Source organism: Nocardia amikacinitolerans NBRC 108937, assembly GCF_001612615.1.
GTDB lineage: Bacteria > Actinomycetota > Actinomycetes > Mycobacteriales > Mycobacteriaceae > Nocardia > Nocardia amikacinitolerans.
On sequence record NZ_BDAU01000040.1, the window covers coordinates 1 to 16630 of the forward strand.

Annotated in this window: 11 protein-coding genes and 1 pseudogene; 7 read left to right on the forward strand and 5 right to left on the reverse strand. The window is 68.9% G+C overall.

Going from position 1 to position 16630, the window contains the following annotated elements:
- Positions 1-201 precede the first annotated feature (201 nt).
- A complete protein-coding gene (locus tag NAM01S_RS26805; RefSeq protein ID WP_067790383.1) occupies positions 202-1473 on the reverse strand; it encodes a YhgE/Pip domain-containing protein in 1272 nt (423 codons plus the stop codon).
- Between the two features lie 214 nt (positions 1474-1687).
- Between NAM01S_RS26805 and purF the strand changes: the two genes are divergently transcribed.
- From purF to purM, 6 genes and pseudogenes are all read left to right on the forward strand, one after another.
- Positions 1688-3268, forward strand: coding sequence for an amidophosphoribosyltransferase (gene purF / locus NAM01S_RS26810; protein WP_067790386.1), 1581 nt, complete (start codon positions 1688-1690; stop codon positions 3266-3268).
- Positions 3269-3826: 558 nt separating this feature from the next.
- Positions 3827-5443, forward strand: a complete 1617-nt coding sequence (locus NAM01S_RS26815; RefSeq protein ID WP_084483345.1) for an ABC transporter substrate-binding protein — start codon at positions 3827-3829, stop codon at positions 5441-5443.
- Positions 5444-5550: 107 nt separating this feature from the next.
- Positions 5551-6549, forward strand: coding sequence for an ABC transporter permease (locus NAM01S_RS26820; protein WP_301316162.1), 999 nt, complete (start codon positions 5551-5553; stop codon positions 6547-6549).
- Positions 6550-6632: 83 nt separating this feature from the next.
- Positions 6633-7493: pseudogene (locus NAM01S_RS35350) on the forward strand (ABC transporter permease); the annotation flags it as partial.
- Between the two features lie 697 nt (positions 7494-8190).
- Positions 8191-10347, forward strand: a complete 2157-nt coding sequence (locus NAM01S_RS36785) for a dipeptide ABC transporter ATP-binding protein (RefSeq protein ID WP_253798620.1) — start codon at positions 8191-8193, stop codon at positions 10345-10347.
- A gap of 425 nt (positions 10348-10772) precedes the next feature.
- On the forward strand, positions 10773-11849 hold the full coding sequence (gene purM / locus NAM01S_RS26840; protein WP_067790394.1) for a phosphoribosylformylglycinamidine cyclo-ligase: 1077 nt from the start codon (positions 10773-10775) through the stop codon (positions 11847-11849).
- Between the two features lie 323 nt (positions 11850-12172).
- On the opposite strand, the gene NAM01S_RS26845 is transcribed toward purM, so the two are convergent.
- From NAM01S_RS26845 to ygfZ, 4 genes are all read right to left on the reverse strand, one after another.
- The gene (locus NAM01S_RS26845) at positions 12173-12385 is read right to left on the reverse strand and encodes a DUF3073 domain-containing protein (protein ID WP_067790397.1); all 213 of its coding nucleotides are present in this window, start codon (positions 12383-12385) and stop codon (positions 12173-12175) included.
- A gap of 175 nt (positions 12386-12560) precedes the next feature.
- Positions 12561-13511: an asparaginase gene (locus tag NAM01S_RS26850; RefSeq protein WP_067790400.1), complete on the reverse strand. Its 951-nt coding sequence runs from the start codon at positions 13509-13511 to the stop codon at positions 12561-12563.
- A gap of 64 nt (positions 13512-13575) precedes the next feature.
- The gene (locus NAM01S_RS26855) at positions 13576-14274 is read right to left on the reverse strand and encodes an MOSC domain-containing protein (RefSeq protein WP_067790402.1); all 699 of its coding nucleotides are present in this window, start codon (positions 14272-14274) and stop codon (positions 13576-13578) included.
- Positions 14275-14340: 66 nt separating this feature from the next.
- Positions 14341-15456, reverse strand: coding sequence for a CAF17-like 4Fe-4S cluster assembly/insertion protein YgfZ (gene ygfZ, locus NAM01S_RS26860; RefSeq protein WP_253798623.1), 1116 nt, complete (start codon positions 15454-15456; stop codon positions 14341-14343).
- Positions 15457-15614: 158 nt separating this feature from the next.
- On the opposite strand from ygfZ, the gene NAM01S_RS26865 reads away from it, so the two are divergent.
- The gene (locus tag NAM01S_RS26865; RefSeq protein WP_067790403.1) at positions 15615-16535 is read left to right on the forward strand and encodes an aminodeoxychorismate lyase; all 921 of its coding nucleotides are present in this window, start codon (positions 15615-15617) and stop codon (positions 16533-16535) included.
- Positions 16536-16630: the final 95 nt, after the last annotated feature.

The window sequence follows — 16630 nt, forward strand, 5'->3', positions numbered from 1 at the left end:
GCCGACGAGTGAGGTGTGACGGCGGACCGAAGGCGACCGCCATCACCGGGCTAGGGGAACTCGGCGTGCAGTACGCGCTGCTGTGGGGCTCCGAGTGATTCGGCCCGCGTCGGCGGCTCTGTGGGACAGCGAATCGGCCTCGGCGCGAAGGACGCGAAGGGTCGGCCGTCGACCATCCGCCGCCCAGTCACCACGGGAGGATCAGGCCGCCGCGGGCGCGGGCCGACCGCGATGCAGACCCTTGTAGTCGTAGTAGCGGGTGATGACCGCCCCGAGAACGAGCCCGATGACGAGCCCGGCCAGCGTCATCCAGAAGCCTCGCGTCAGCCCGGCCGGTCCGCTGGAGTCGAAATACAGGATGGACCGGACGGCGAGGAACACCTGGTGCATCGGCTCGAAATGGGCCAGCCAGCCGAAGTATTTGGGCGTCGCCTCGATCGGCACCGTGCCGCCCGAGGAGGGCAGGCCGAGCACGATGAACAGGATCAGGTTCACCAGCAGTCCCGCCGAGCCGATGGCCGCGAGGATGGACAGGCCGGTGATGCCGACCGCGATGATCGCGAACGCGCTGTAGAGGAACAGCGTCAGCGGATCGTCGATCGGCATGCCGAGCGCCCTGGCCACCAGCATGTAGATCAACGAGACGACGCTGCCCATGAGAATCATCACGCCCCACTTGATCAGCAGTGTCTTGAACCGGGAGATCGGAGTGGGCGGGAAGTGCACGTACCACGGCCCGTACTCGGTGGGCACGAAGCCGAGGTTGGCGTCCACCATGGTGTGGATCGTCATCGAACCGATCACGCCCGCGAGCAGCAGCAACAGCGCGTAGAAGAACGCGGTGAGACCCTGACCGGTGTTGCTCGGCAGCGGACGGTACTCCTCGACGATCAGTTGCAGCGGGCTGGCCAGCGCGATGCGGGTGGCGCCGCTGAGCTCGGGCGCCTGCCCGCCTTCCGGCGCGGTGAGCTGGGCCTGCACCTGCCGGGTCAGCTCCTCGCCGACCTGCTTGTTCACCTCGGGGAACGCTCTGTCGCCGACGCGGACGACGATCGAGGAGGCGTAGGTGCCGGCGCGCGGGTTGGTCTGGAGCGTGATGATGGGCTGCTCGATATCGCCGGGCACCACGCTGCCGACGCCGAGAATGCCGAGCCGCTTGCTGAAGTCGCTGGGAATTATGATCGCGCCGTAGACCTTGCCGGACTGCATCTGCCGCTCGGCCTCGCTGATCCCGACGACCCGCAGATCGATCTGGTCGGCGGGTACGGATTTACGCAGCCCGTCGGCCACTTGATCGCCGAAATTCACTCGGCGCTCCTGGCCCGGTGGGCCGAACGTCTCGCCGACATCCTGGTTGACCAGGGCGATCGGGAAGTCGTGCAGGTTCTCCTCTGGATCGACCACATAGGCCAGGTACATGATCCCGAGCAGGGTGGTCAGCAAGGTGAGCACGATCATGGGCGCGCCGACCATGCGCAGTAGCGAACGGCGGTCGAGCCGTCTAGCGTTCGGATCCGTCCCGCCGGTGCTGTCCGTAGTCGCCACGAAGGGACGGTACCGCCGCGGCCGTGGGATTTCGGGTGATCGACACGGTGATTGCTACCGGGATGCGGTGGCCGTGATCGCGATCGAATTTTCACCCGTAGAATGACTGGTGCCCCCAGCCCGCCCGAACAGGGAGCAAACGGTGACCAACGCCGAAGTGCCGGTGCAGAACCTCGCAGCCACCCCCGATGAGGACGAGAACGAGCCACGCGAGGAGTGTGGTGTCTTCGGTGTCTGGGCGCCGAGCGAGGACGTGGCCAAGCTCACGTATTACGGCCTCTATGCGCTGCAACACCGCGGTCAGGAGGCGGCGGGCATCGCGGTCTCGGACGGTCAGCAGATCTTGGTCTTCAAGGATCTCGGGCTGGTCTCGCAGGTGTTCGACGAGCAGACGCTGGCCGCCATGCCCGGCCACATCGCCGTCGGCCACTGTCGTTACTCCACCACCGGCGGTGTGACGTGGGAGAACGCGCAGCCGATCTTCCGCACCACCGCGGTCGGCTCCGGACTCGCGCTGGGACACAACGGCAACCTGGTCAACACCGCCGAATTGGCAAGCCGGGCACGGGAACTCGGACTGATCGGCAACCCGGTCTCCGGCGGCCGCCCGCAGCCGGTCGGCGCGACCTCGGACTCGGACGTGATGACCGCGCTGCTGGCGCACGCCGCCGCGGACTCCAGCATCGAGCAGGCGGCCATGAAGCTGCTTCCGACGCTGAAGGGCGCGTTCTGCCTGACCTTCATGGACGAACACACCTTGTACGCGGCGCGCGACCCGCACGGCGTGCGTCCGCTGTGCCTCGGCAGGCTCGAGCGTGGCTGGGTCGTTGCCAGTGAGACGGCGGCCCTGGACATCGTCGGCGCGGCCTTCGTGCGCGAGATCGAACCGGGCGAACTGCTGGCGATCGACGCCGAGGGCGTTCGCTCCATGCGCTTCGCCAACCCCGAGCCCAAGGGCTGCGTCTTCGAGTACGTGTACCTGGCCAGGCCCGACTCCACCATCGCGGGCCGCTCGGTGCACGCCACCCGTGTCGAGATCGGCCGCAGGCTGGCCAAGGAGCATCCGGTCGAGGCCGACCTGGTGATCCCGGTGCCGGAATCGGGCACCCCGGCCGCCGTCGGTTACGCGCAGGGCTCCGGCGTGCCCTACGGGCAGGGCCTGATGAAGAACGCCTACGTCGGCCGTACCTTCATCCAGCCGAGCCAGACGATTCGTCAGCTCGGCATCCGGCTGAAGCTGAACCCGCTGCGCGAGGTGATCCGCGGCAAGCGGCTCATCGTGGTGGACGACTCGATCGTGCGCGGCAACACCCAGCGCGCCCTGGTGCGGATGCTGCGCGAGGCGGGCGCGGTGGAGATCCACGTCCGGATCGCCTCGCCGCCGGTGAAGTGGCCCTGCTTCTACGGCATCGACTTCGCCTCGCGCGCGGAGCTGATCGCCAACGGCGCGGGCGCCGACGACAGCTACGACGACATGGTCGAGAACGTGCGCCGCTCGATCGGCGCCGACACTCTCGGCTACATCTCCACCGAAGGCATGATCGCCGCCACCGAGCAGCCGCGCACCCGCCTGTGCGCCGCCTGCTTCGACGGCGACTACCCGATCCCGCTGCCCCAGGAAGCCTCGATCGGCAAGAACCTGCTCGAGGGGATGCTGACTGGTCAGCCGGAATCGGTGCTGCTGGGTGAGAACGCCAACGCGAGCGCCCTGAGCAGGCCCTGACACCCCGCCTGCGACGGGCTCGACTTCGCAGACCTTTCGTACGGTTCGCAGCGGTTGCGACCTCTGCGAGGCGTGCGAAACCTCTGCGGGGAACGCCCGGTTCGATTGCGCAGTGACGGTAGGCGAGCCCGCGCGGTCTGTCGTGAATCCCAACGCCGGGCCTCGCAGGCCTTCCGCACGGTTCGCAGCGCCTGCAACCGCGGTGAAGCGTCGGAAGACTCTGCGAGGACTGTGGCGGTTGCTGATTTCAGCGCGTGGTTTGGTGAACAGCCGAAATGGGTACCGGCACAACGGTGTCCGTGGGTGTGACGTGGCCTGCTCGAGACGCTGCGATCTCGATCTTTCCGCGCACCTGGACATATGACCGGGCGATGCCGGTGCGGCCGTGCATGGTTCGCAACGGGCGATGACAGCCCGGTGATTTTTCTTTGAAAACGCAATGTGCCGGAAATGGTTCGTGGGTACGGTCGCCAGCTATATCGAAAGTTCACCGCGTCCGGACCGGGCCTGTGATCCAGGTATCGCGGTGCGGCGCGCTCGAAGAAGTGGGGCCGGATGATGAGGGTTTCGAGGACGCCGGGCGGGCGTAGGCGAGCGAAAGGCATTGCGGCGGTTGGGCTCGTTGCGCTGGTCGCGTCGGTGCTCGCGGGTTGCGGATCCGGACGGACGGGCGAGGGCGGTGACGGCGACGGGTTGATCGTCGGCACCACCGACAAGATCTTCTCGCTGGATCCGGCCGCCGCCTACGACAACGGATCGCTGGTCGCGGAGACGCAGATCTACCAGTACCTGCTGAATTTCGCGCCCGGCGACCCCACCCCGAAACCGGACGCCGCCGAGAAGTGCGAGTTCACCACGCCGACGGTCTACACCTGCACCTTGCAGGCGGGATTGAAGTTCGCCAACGGAAATCCGTTGACCGCCAACAGCGTCAAGTTCTCCTTCGACCGCATGCTCGGCATCAACGACCCGAACGGTCCCGCCTCGCTGCTCGGCAATCTGGAGAAGACCGATGTGGTCGACGAGCGCACCGTCGCCTTCACGCTGAAGGTCGCCAACGACCAGACCTTCCCGGCCATCCTGCCCACGCAGGCCGGGCCGATCGTGGACGAGCGCGTGTTCCCCGCCGACAAGGTGATGGCCGACGAGGACGTTGTTCGCGCCAAGGGCTACTCCGGCCCGTACACGATCACCAGCTACGACAAGAACAAACTCGTCGAGTACCAGGCGTATCCGGAGTACCGCGGCATCCTCGGCACCCCGAAAACGCCGCGCATCTCGGCGAAGTACTACGCGACCACCGACAACCTGAAGCTCGACCTGCAGAGCGGCGCGATCGACGCGGGCTACCGCTCGCTGACGCCGACCGACATCGAGGGGCTGCGCGCCAGCGACAAGGTCAAGGTGCTCGACGGTCCCGGCGGTGAGTTGCGCTACATCGTCTTCAACATGAACACCATGCCCGGCGGTACGCCGGAGCAGAAGCTGGCGGTGCGCAAGTCGATCGCGTCGTCGCTGGACCGGGTCGCGCTCGCTCGCGACGTATACAAGGACACCTACGTGCCCGCGTATTCGTCCGTCCCGCAGGGCATTCCGGGCGCGGCGGAACCGTTCAAGGAGATCTACGGCGCCGGTCCGAACAAGGACGCTGCCGCGAAATTCCTCGCCGACGCGGGCGTCGCGACGCCGGTGGAGCTCAACCTCCAGTACAACCCCGACCACTACGGCTCCAGCAGCGCGGAGGAATACAAGGCGATCAAGACGCAGCTGGAGGCCACGGGCCTGTTCCGGGTGAACCTGCAATCCACGGAATGGGTTAGCTACCAAAGGGAACGGGCGCGCGACGCCTACCCGCTGTACCAGTTCGGTTGGTTCCCCGACTTCCCGGACCCGGACAACTACCTCTCGCCGTTCTTCGGCCCCAACAACTTCCTCCAGTCCCACTTCGAAGACCCCGGCATCACCGCGCAATTGGTCGGTGAGGCGACCCAGCCGGACAAGGACCGCAGGCTCCAGCAGATCCAGCAGGTGCAGCGCGACCTGGCGCAGAACTTCCTGCCGATCGTTCCGCTGTTGTCCGGCAAGCAGATCGGCGTGGCGGGCAAGGACGTCCAGGGCATGGAGCAGACGCTGGACCTGTCGTTCAAGTTCCGCTACACGGTCCTGAGCAAGTGAAGTCGGAGGGGACCGGGCCCGCGGCGATCGCGCCGCGGGCCCGGCGATTCGCGCTGCCCCGGCGGGCGGCGGGCGGGGATTCGCGCGGGCTCGCCCTCGCCAGATACCTGGGCGTACGGCTGCTGCTCATCCCGGTGACGGCCTGGATCCTGGTGACCGCCGTGTTCTTCATGATGCGGGTGATCGGCGATCCGATCGAAGCCGCGCTCGGCGGGCGGCTGCCACCGGACCAGATCGAACAGCGGCGCGAGGCGGCCGGGCTGAACCGGCCGATCCTGGTGCAGTACTGGGAATACCTGTCCGGCCTCGCGCGCGGCGACTTCGGGCAGACCCAGGACCACCGGATGGTCGCCGACATCATCGCCACCCGCGGTGCGGCAACCTTGGAACTGGTGTGCTGGGCGCTGCTTGTCGCCTTCGCCATCGGCGTCCCGCTCGGCAGATACGCTGCAACTCACCGGGATTCGGCGAGCGACGCCGCGCTGCGGCTGTTCGCCATCCTGGCCTACGCCGCGCCGGTGTTCTTTGTCGGACTGTTGCTCAAGCTGTTGTTCGCGGTGCGGCTCGGCTGGTTGCCGGTCTCCGGGCGGGCCAGCGCCGACGTCGAATTGCGGCTACAGCACGTTTCGCCGAAGACCAACATCATGGTGGTCGACGCGATCCTCTACGGCGACAACGCCTATCTGCTCGATGTGCTGAAACACGCTGTGCTGCCTGCTATCGCGCTCGGCCTGCTGACGGCGGGGGTGTTCCTGCGGCTGGTCCGGATCAACCTCATCCAGACCTTGCGCAGCGACTACGTCGACGCGGCACGGGCGCGCGGGCTGTCCGCGCGGGTGGTGACCGGCCGACATGCCGTGCGCAACGCCATGATTCCGATCGTCACCGTGATGGGCATGTACATCGCCATGATGCTGGGCGGCGCGGTGCTCACCGAGATGACCTTCGAGTGGAAGGGTCTCGGCTTCGAGCTCGCGGAATACCTCAAGGCTCGCGACTTCATGGCGGTGCAGGGCATCGTCGCGTTCATCGCGCTCGTCGTCGCGGTGATGAGTTTCGTGGTGGATGCCCTTGTCGCACTGATCGATCCGAGGGTGAGGTTCTGATGACCGCACCGGAATTGGTGACCGAACCCAGCGCGGCGCTCGCACCGAATCGCCGGGGCCGGTTCGGCCTGCGGCTGTTCTCGATGACCGCGGGCATGCAGCGCGTCACGCTGATCCTCGGCCTGCTGTTGATCGCCGGGTTCCTCTTCGTCGCGCTGTTCGCACCGCTGCTCGCGCCCTACGGGCTGGCCCAGACCACCGAGAACGGTGTGGGTTTCGGCCAGTACCAACCGCCTTCGGCGCAGCACTGGTTCGGCACCACCGTCGCGCAGGAGGACGTGTTCTCCCGGGTGCTCTACGGTGCGCGGACGGCGCTGTGGGTGATCGTGGTGTCGCTGGTGCTCTCGCTCTTCGTCGGTGTGCCGCTCGGGCTGGTCTCCGGGTATGTGGGGCGTTGGCCGGACCGGGTGCTGGTGACCGTCATGGACGCGCTGTACGCGTTTCCGACCCTGCTGCTGGCGATCGTGGTGTCCATCGTGGTCTCCGGCGGCGAGTCCAGCGGGTTCGGTGGCGTGCTCTCCGCGGCCGTGGCGATCACGACCATCTTCGTGCCGCAGTACTTCCGGGTGGTGCGCAACGCCACCGTCGCGGTGAAGCAGGAGCCGTACGTGGACGCCGCGCGGGTCACCGGCGCGTCCACGGCGCGAATCCTGTTCCGGCACATACTCGCCAACGTCACCCAGTCGCTGCCGGTGATCGTCACGCTCAACGGCGCCGAGGCGATCCTGACCCTGGCCGGGCTCGGCTTCCTCGGCTTCGGCATCGAGTCCACCCAGGCGGCGGAATGGGGATTCGACCTGAACAAGTCGCTGGCGGCGGTGTCCAACGGAATCTGGTGGACAGCGGTCTTTCCCGGCACCGCCATCGTGCTCGTCGTGCTCGGGATGACGCTGGTCGGCGAGAGCTTGAACGAGGTGCTCAACCCGCTGCTACGCACCCGGCGCACCGCGGCGCCGGTCGCGGTGGGGAGTGATGTGGTGGTCGGCGCGACCGGAGAGCCGGAGATGCCGGTCGCAGAGGTCGAACCGGACGTCGACCTGTCCGGAACCGGAGCCGAATCATCGCCGGACGGCGAGCCTCCGGAAACGAACGACGGTGGCGGGTCTGCGTTGGAGGGTGTTTCGGCGGTGCCGGGCGGCGGTGCTGGATCTGCACCGGACAGCGATCCGATGGCGGCGGATGAGGATGCCGGATTTGCGCGGGAGGGTGTTTCGGCGGTGCGGCGCGGTGGTGCCGGACACGCGCCGGACGGTGCTCCGGTGGCGGCGGATAAGGGTGCCGGGTTTGCGCGAGAGGGTGTTTCGGCGGTGCCGGGCGGCGGTGCTGGATCCGCGCCAGACAGCGATTCGGTGGAGTCGGATGGCGGTGCCGGACACGCGCTGGACGGTGCTCCGGTGGCGGCGGATGAGGGTGCCGGGTTTGCGGGGGAGGGTGTTTCGGCGGTGCCGGGCGGCGGTGCTGGATCCGCGCCGGACAGCGATTCGGTGGAGTCGGAGGGCGGCGCCGGACACGCGCCGGACGGCGATCCGCTGGAGTCGGATGAGGGTGCCGGAGCTGCCCCGGGCGGCTATCCGGTGAAGCCGAAGGGCGGCGCCGAACCGGATGTGGGAGACAACGTTTCGAGTAGACGGGAGGGCGGTCATGCCTGACGTAGCCGAGGAGCGGCGGCCCGCGCTGGCGATCGAGGCACTGTCGGTCACTTTCGCCACCGATGCGGGCCCGGTGCACGCGGTGACCGACGTGTCCTACGAGGTCTTCCCCGGCGAGGTGCTCGCCATCGTGGGGGAGTCCGGCTCGGGCAAGTCGGTGAGTTCGCGGACGGCGATGGGGCTGCTTCCGTCCACCGCGCGGGTCAGGGGCATGGTGACGCTCGGCACGCGGCAGGTCACCGGGATGTCCGAACGGCAGCTCACCGCGCTGCGCGGCGGCGCGATCTCCATGGTGTTCCAGGAACCGGGGCTGGCGCTGGATCCGCTGTTCACCGTCGGTTTCCAGATCGCCGAGGCGCTGCGGGCGCACAACGACCTGTCGCGCAAGGCGGCCAAGGAGCGCGCCGTGGAACTGCTGCGGCTGGTGGGTCTGCCCGATCCCGAGCACCGCGTCGACTACTACCCGCACCAACTATCGGGCGGCCAGAAACAGCGCGTGGTGATCGCCATCGCGATCGCCTGCGAGCCCAAGGTCATCATCGCCGACGAGCCGACCACCGCGCTCGACGTCACCGTGCAGGCCGAGATCCTGAACCTGCTGCGCGACCTGCGCGATCGCATCGGCAGTGCGATCGTCCTCATCACCCACAACATGGGCGTGGTGGCGGACCTCGCCGACCGCGTCGTCGTGATGCGCGACGGCCGGGTCGTCGAACAGGCCCCCGTCGAGGACCTGTTCGCCCGCCCCAAGGCGGACTACACCCGCGCCCTCCTCGCGGCGGTCCCGCACCTGGGCGCACGGCGCGCGAAAAGCGCTGAGCCGCAGGTCGGCACGGAGTCGCACCCTGCGGCAACGGCCACAGCCACTGGCCACGCCGCACCCCCTGAAACCGGCACGCCCGCCCTCGAGGCCGCCGCCGCCGGGGTGGCCGCTGGCGCCGGAACTGCTGCGGATGTCGGTACCGCTGTGGATGCCGGGGCGGTCGCAGGGGCCGTGGACACCTCGGCTCCCGGGGACGCCCGCACCGCCGAGGGTGCCGGACCCGCGGGGCCTGCTGGAACCGCCGAGCCCGCTGGGCCCGATGCGGCGGATGCCGGGGATGTTCTCGGCGTCGGAGGTGCCAGGACTGCCGCAGTCGCCGAGACCGCACGTGTCACTGCGGCCGCTGAGACCGTCGGGGGTATCGCTGCCGGGACTGATGTGGGTACCGGGACCGGTGCGTACGGCGCCCGTGGGGTGAGTGGTGCGGGCGGTGCGGCCCGCGGGGTCGGAGGTGCGGCCGCCGCGGATCGGGCCGCCGGCGTCGGCGAGCGGGTGCCGGTGCTGGAGGTGTGCGATCTAGTCGTGGAGTTCCCCGGGCCGTTCGGGCGCCCACGGTTCCGGGCGGTGGACGGGGTGAGCCTGAGCATCGCGGCGGGCGAGACGGTGGGGCTCGTGGGGGAGTCGGGGTCGGGGAAGTCGACCATCGGGCGATGCGTCGCGGCGTTGCAGCGGCCGACCTCGGGTGCGGTGCGGGTGCGTGGTCAGGACATCGCGGGTCTCTCGCAGCGGCGGTTGCGGCCGATTCGGCGGCGGTTCGGGTTCGTGTTCCAGGATCCGGCCAGCTCGCTGAATCCCCGGATGACCGTGGGCGATTGCGTCGCGGAACCGATGATCGTGCACAAGGTCGGCAAGTCCGAGGCGATCCGCGCCAAGGTGCGCTCGCTGCTCGACGACGTCCGCCTGCCCGCGGGCGCGGAACGTCGCTATCCGCACGAACTGTCCGGTGGCCAACGCCAGCGGGCCAGCCTCGCCCGTGCGCTCGCGCTGGATCCAGACCTGCTCGTCGCCGATGAACCGACCAGTGCGCTGGACGTCTCGGTGCAGGCCGCCGTCCTGGAGCTGTTCGCCCAACTCCAGCGCGAATGCGGCTGGGCATGCCTGTTCATCAGCCACGACCTCGCCGTCGTCGACCAACTGGCCGACCGCATCGTGGTGCTGCGCGACGGCGCGGTGGTCGAACAGGGCGACCGGGACGCGATCCTGCGCGACCCCCGCGAGGAGTACACCCGCCGCTTGGTGGCCGCGGTCCCGGTACCGGACCCGGTCGAACAACGCCGACGTCGCGCAGAGGCCGCGACCCTGTTCGCCCAAGAGCCCAAGACGTGAGCGAACGGTCACCGAAGCCGCACCGCGCGCAACCGCTCGCCCGAGCCCTGGCGGTTTCGACCTTGTTGCCGGTCCGTTCGATGATCGGCAGGCAGGTGCGCAGCGTGAGTTGTGCGTTGTCGAGGTCGCGGTGAGCACGCGCGGGCCGCGGTGCGCCGCGCGCTCTCGATTCGATCCGAACGCTCGCCCGTTTTCCCGCGAACCGGGCAGAATGATCAGCAGTGAACAGGATCGAGACGTGACAACTGATTTCGCGAGAATCCGGGTAACTCGTCGGGTACGCCCAGAACTCGACCCCCCACCCAACCGCCGGCCCGGCATCACAACCACCCCGGCACCGACGACCGGCAATAAACGCGGAGAGGCGGATGAGCTAGCGTGAGCAGGCATCTATCCGCCGATTCGGTTTGGAGCTTTCCCCGAAAATGACTGAACAGACCCCCACTGGTGGTGCCTCGTACGCCGCGGCAGGCGTGGACATCGAGGCAGGTGACCGCGCAGTCGAGTTGTTCGGGCCATTGGCGAAGAAGGCCACCCGTCCCGAGGTGCAGGGTGGGCTGGGCGGCTTCGCCGGATTGTTCGCGCTCAAGGGCGGCTACCGTGAGCCGCTGCTTGCCGCCTCCACCGACGGCGTAGGCACCAAGATCGCGGTCGCGCAGGCGATGGACAAGCACGACACCGTCGGCCTCGACCTGGTCGCGATGGTCGTCGACGACCTGGTCGTCTGCGGCGCCGAGCCCCTGTTTCTGCAGGACTACATCGCGATCGGCAAGGTCGTCCCGGAGAAGGTCGCCGAGCTGGTCTCCGGCATCGCCGAGGGCTGCGTGCGCGCGGGCTGCGCGCTGCTCGGCGGCGAGACCGCGGAACACCCGGGTCTGATGGATCCCGACGACTACGACCTGTCCGCGACCGGCGTCGGCGTTGTCGAGGCCGACGCGGTGCTCGGCCCGGATCGGGTGCGTCCCGGCGACGTGGTGATCGCGATGGGTTCGTCGGGTCTGCACTCCAACGGCTACAGCCTGGCGCGCAAGGTGCTGCTCGACATCGACCGGATGTCGCTGACCGGACACGTGGAGGAGTTCGGCCGCACTCTCGGCGAGGAGCTGCTCGAGCCGACCCGCATCTACGCCAAGGACTGCCTCGCGCTGGTCGCCGAGACCGATGTGCGCACCTTCTCGCACGTGACCGGTGGTGGACTCGCGGCGAACCTGGCGCGCGTCATCCCGGCGGGCATGGTGGCCGAGCTGGACCGCGGCACCTGGAATCCGGCGCCGGTGTTCAAGATGATCGCCCAGCGCGGCCGCGTCGAACGTGCCGAGATGGAGAAGACGTTCAACATGGGCGTCGGCATGGTCGCCGTCGTCGCTCCGGAAGACGTCGACCGCGCGCTCGCGGTGCTCACCGCCCGGCACATCGAGTGCTGGACCCTCGGCACCGTGAAGAAGGCCAAGGAATCCGACGCCGCCCGCGCCGTGTTGCTCGGCGAGCACCCGCGCTTCTGATCACTTCGTCGGCGGCCGATCACTTCGGAGATCGGCCGCCGAAGCACTTCCGCGTGCTGGTTCGCACCTGCAATCCGCGGAGCTGAGACGTGGTGGCAGCGGGTGTCCGCTCCCTGCGGCAGGCCTGGCACAGCCCTCGCAACCGGCGCGAGTCTCATCGGTCGGCGAAGAGCCCGCTCACACGACATCAGCGTCCCGCATCCGTGGATGCGGGACGCTGATCTCGTTGTACGGCAAGCCTCTAAGGCGATGTCCCTGTCTCGGTGGCAACGTTCGAAGGGGGAGGCCCGGTCGGCCTCCCCCTTCGTCACGCATGATCCGAGTCAGCGGCGCCAGTCGTCGTAGTCGTCGTCCTCGTCCCACCGGGACGAGGGCACGTCCGCGTCGTGCTCATCGGACAGCACACCACCACTGCGTTGGCTGGTAGGGCTTCCCGAGAGCTCACGCTGAAGGCTCGCGAAGTCGGTCGGCGCTGAGCTGTACTTCAGCTCGCGTGCGACCTTGGTCTGCTTTGCCTTAGCCCGGCCACGGCCCATGGCTGACCCCCTCGCGTCACTGCGGGGCGGCCTGGGGTTTGTTGGCGGCCCCGTTCGAATTAATACTCTTCCTGACAGACACTTTAGCGTGTGTCCGGCGGTCGCGCTTCCAGGAGTGGGGGAAGAACTCCCGAACGGACCCCGTTTGCCCGGTTGTCGCCGTGTGTCCTGGCTCTTAGAGTACGCCGGGAATTGTCCGGATCACCCCGACTCGAGCACCGCCGCCGAGCACCGGTTGGGCCGCCAATTCGGTGTGCGCCTCGGTCCAGTCGACGCCCATCCGTTGCAGAATCGCCAGCGTCAGGGGCATCCGCGCGCGGTCGTGCCCGTCGTCGATCTTGTACGCGAAAGCCCTGCCGTCGGGCAACGCGCCCGCGTGCACACCGTCGGCCCCGATCTTGCAGACCAGCCCCGGGGTAGCCGCCATGGCCAGCAAATCGGGCGCGTTCGTGCCCGAAATCACTCGGGGGTGGGCGCGGATGGCGTCGGCGACTCGGCGCGGCGGGGTGCCGGGCTCGGCGGTGGCCATGGTCGCGAAGGCGCGGGCCAGGTTCATCAGCGAGACCGGGATGATGGGCAGGCCGCAGCCGTCGATGCCGAGATCGGTCTCCGGTTCGCCGGTGAGCTCGGTGACGTTCGCGATGACCGCCCGCTGCAACGGGTGCGTCTCGTCGAGGTAGCCCTCGGTCGGCCAGCCGTTGATGGCGCAGGTCGCCAGCATCGCGGCGTGCTTGCCGGAGCAGTTCATGTAGATCCGGCGCGGTTCGTCGCCGGTCAGCGCGGCGGCGCGGGCCCGCTCCTCGAACGGCAGGTCGGGCGGGCACTCCAGCGCCTTCTCGGGAAAGCCGAACCGGTCGAGCAGCCGCTGGACAAGGGCGACGTGGTCGGGCTCACCGAAGTGCGACGCGGTGGCGATGGCCAGCTCGGCCTCGTCGACCGGCTCGAAACCGTTGCGCAGCAGCGTGATCGCCTGCATCGGCTTGTTGGTCGAGCGCGGGAAGATCGGCACGTGCACCTCGCCGAGCTGGTGCGTCGGCTCGCCGTGGGCATCGAGGATCACCACGGATCCCCGGTGCACGCATTCGCGGAATCCGGAGCGGACGACCTCGACGAGTTCGATACTCATGCCCGCGCCTCGCTCACGCTCGTCTCCGGCAGGTCCGCTGCGCGCCGACACATGACTCGCTCGCTCATCGCGCCCCCTCCGTCGACAGTTCGCCGCGGCGTTCGGCGGCGCGGGCGGCGTTGGCGTAGCGGCGGGCGTGCCGATCGATCTGCATCCGAATGTCGTCGGAGATGGAGGACTCGTGCTCGAGCAGCATGGCGAGCCGGTCCATGTCGTCGCCGGTGAACACGTCGCGCACCGTGATGCCGTGCTCGGGAACGTGCACCACCTCGACCGGATCACCGCCGCCGATCGTGCCCTCGGTGAGAACGCGCAGGTAGGCGCCGGTGTCGCTGCGCAGCGTGAAGCGCTTCACCCACTGCGCCTCGCCGGACCAGTGCTGGAAGGTGGCGCATGGGACGCGCGGCGCGCTCACCTCGAGCAGGGTGTCGCCGATCGCCCAGCGGGCGCCGATCACCGCGTCGCTCACCGCCAAACCGCTGATGCGCAGGTTCTCGCCGAACCAGCCCGCGGGCAGCTCCCTGCCGAGTTCGTCGCCCCAGCGCCGCGCGTCGTGCTCGGCGTAGGCGTAGACCGCCTGGTGCACGCCGCCGTGATGCTTGGTGTCGCAGACGTGATCGCCGTCCAAGCCGAGGGCCCGCACGCCGACGCGACCGGTGACGGGTCGCTTGTCGATGGCGGTGCGACCGACCCTGGTCGGCACCTCCAGATCGGCATGCACCACGCAGACCGCGAGCACGCGGGCGGAGTCATCGCTGCGCATCGGCGCCGCTCCCTTCGTCGAGTGGGTGGGGATCGCGAGGCTCGGCGTCGAGCGAGTTCGGGCGGATCACCGTCCGCGCAGCCGGTCGACGGCGAGACGGCCGGCCTGCGGCGCGTCCTCGGCGGGGACCGAATCGGGATCGATGGAGGCGGCGGACGGCCCCGCGACCAGCGCGGTGTCGACCGGGATCGCGCGCTTGATCAAGGCGAGCGCGATCGGTCCCAGCTCGTAGTGGTCGACGACGGTGCCGAGCCTGCCGACGGCGCGACCACCCGCGGTGACGTCCGTGCCGGGCGTCGGCCGCTCGTCGGCGGAGCCGTCCAGGTGCAGCAGCACCAGGTGGCGCGGCGGTTTGCCCAGGTTGTGCACTCGCGCAACGGTTTCCTGGCCGCGGTAGCAGCCCTTGTCCAGGTGCACGGCGCCGTGTTCGTCGGGACCGCCGATCCAGCGGGCCTCGTGCGGGATGGTGCGTTCGTCGGTGTCGAGGCCGATGCGCGGACGCAGCGCGGTCACCCGCAGCGCCTCGAAGGCCCACATGCCCGCCGGTTCGGCGCCCGCTTCGGTGAGCTTGCCCCACCATTCGGTCAGCCGCTCGCGGGGAATCACCAGGTCGAAGGAGTCGGCGGTCGGCCACGGCATGCGGCGCAGGAAACCGCCGCCGGGCAGCGGGACGGCCGCGTAGATGTCGGGCAGTTCGGCAACGCCGAGGGCGGCGGTCAGGTCGCGCGCACGCGGACCGAGCAGGCTCAGCACCGCGTGATCGGTGGCCTCGCGCGGCTGGGCGTCGGCCCAGAACACCATCTTGCGCAGGAAGTCGAGCAGGGCGGGGCCGTGGTCGGCCTCGGTGTCGATCCAGACCGTGCCGTCCAAATCGGTGAGCACGAAGTGGTGCTGCACTCGACCGTTGAGATCGAGATCCAGATTCTCCGCGGAGTGCCCGTCGGCCAGGTTCGCCACGTGCTGGCTGGAGATGGTGTGCAGCCAGGTCAGGCGCTCGGCGCCGGTGATGGACAGGACGAAGCGGTGCGAGCGATCGATGATCGCGACGCGTTCGGCGGCGGCCCGCTGCTCCCCGAACGGATTGCCGTAGTGCCACGCCACGGCGGCATCCTGGGTGCCGGGCGGACCCGCGACGGCGCCCGTAACGGAAAGGACAGGGCTGGGTGCATCGACCACGGACACGTCTTCCACTGTAGTGGCACAGCCGGACGGCGGTCCGCGCGCGGCCGAAGCGCGCACCGGCGGCATGGCCACAACGTGGGTCCGCGACGCGCGAGCCCTCGGGTTTCGCGGCGTGGCAAACATAGGCAAGGGCAGCACATACCGCCTACGCTCGTCGCATGGTAGATCGGGTTCTTGTCACTCTCGACGGCGTCGTCCAGGACGCGGACGCGCCGTTGCTGTACGCCGACGACATCGGGGTGCTGCGCGGCGACGGTGTCTTCGAAACGGTGCTCGTGCGCGGTGGAAGCACGTGTGCGCTCGAATTCCACCTCGGCAGGCTACGCCGCTCGGCGCAGGCGCTGGAACTACCGGAACCCGAACTCAGCCGTTGGCGCGAGGCCGTCGAGACCGCGGCGAAGGAGTGGGGCACCGAGGACGAGGGGATCATGCGGCTGGTGCTGACCCGCGGTCGCGACAGCGAGCTGTCCGGCGCGCGCTCCAGCGTCAAGTCGGGCGATCTCGCCGCGGCGGTTCCGGTGCCGACCTCCTACGTGCTGGTGATGCCGGTGCCCGAGCGGGTGACGAAGGCGCGCACCGAGGGCGTCTCGGTGGTGACGCTGCCGCGCGGTATCTCCATCGATCTGGCCCAGGCCGCGCCGTGGCAGCTGCTCGGCGCGAAAACCCTGTCCTACGCGACGAATATGGCCGCGCTGCGGTTCGCGCACCGGATGGGCGCCGACGACGTGATCTTCACGAGCACCGAGAACCGGGTGCTGGAGGGGCCGCGCTCCACGGTGGTGATCGCGCGCGACAAGAAGCTGATCACGCCGCCCGCGAAGAACGGTGTGCTGCCCGGCGTCACCCAGCGCGCGCTGTTCGCCGAGGCGGAGAAGGCGGGCTGGACGTGCAGCTACGAGTTGCTCTTCACCGCGGATTTGCTGACCTGCGACAGCATCTGGATGCTCTCCAGCATCAGCCTTGCGGCGCGGGTGAATTCGCTGGACGGTTTGCGAATGTCCGCGCCGGACAACGCGCAGGAGGTCATCGACCTGGTCGATCGCGGCATCGATCGGGCGGGAGCCATCGGCGATTGGTGAGGTGACGTCCGCCTCTTCGGGGCGGACAACCTTCGCCTACCGAGGCGCCGTGTCCTAACGCACGTTGATTGCCGGACCCCGGCACGTAGCATTTA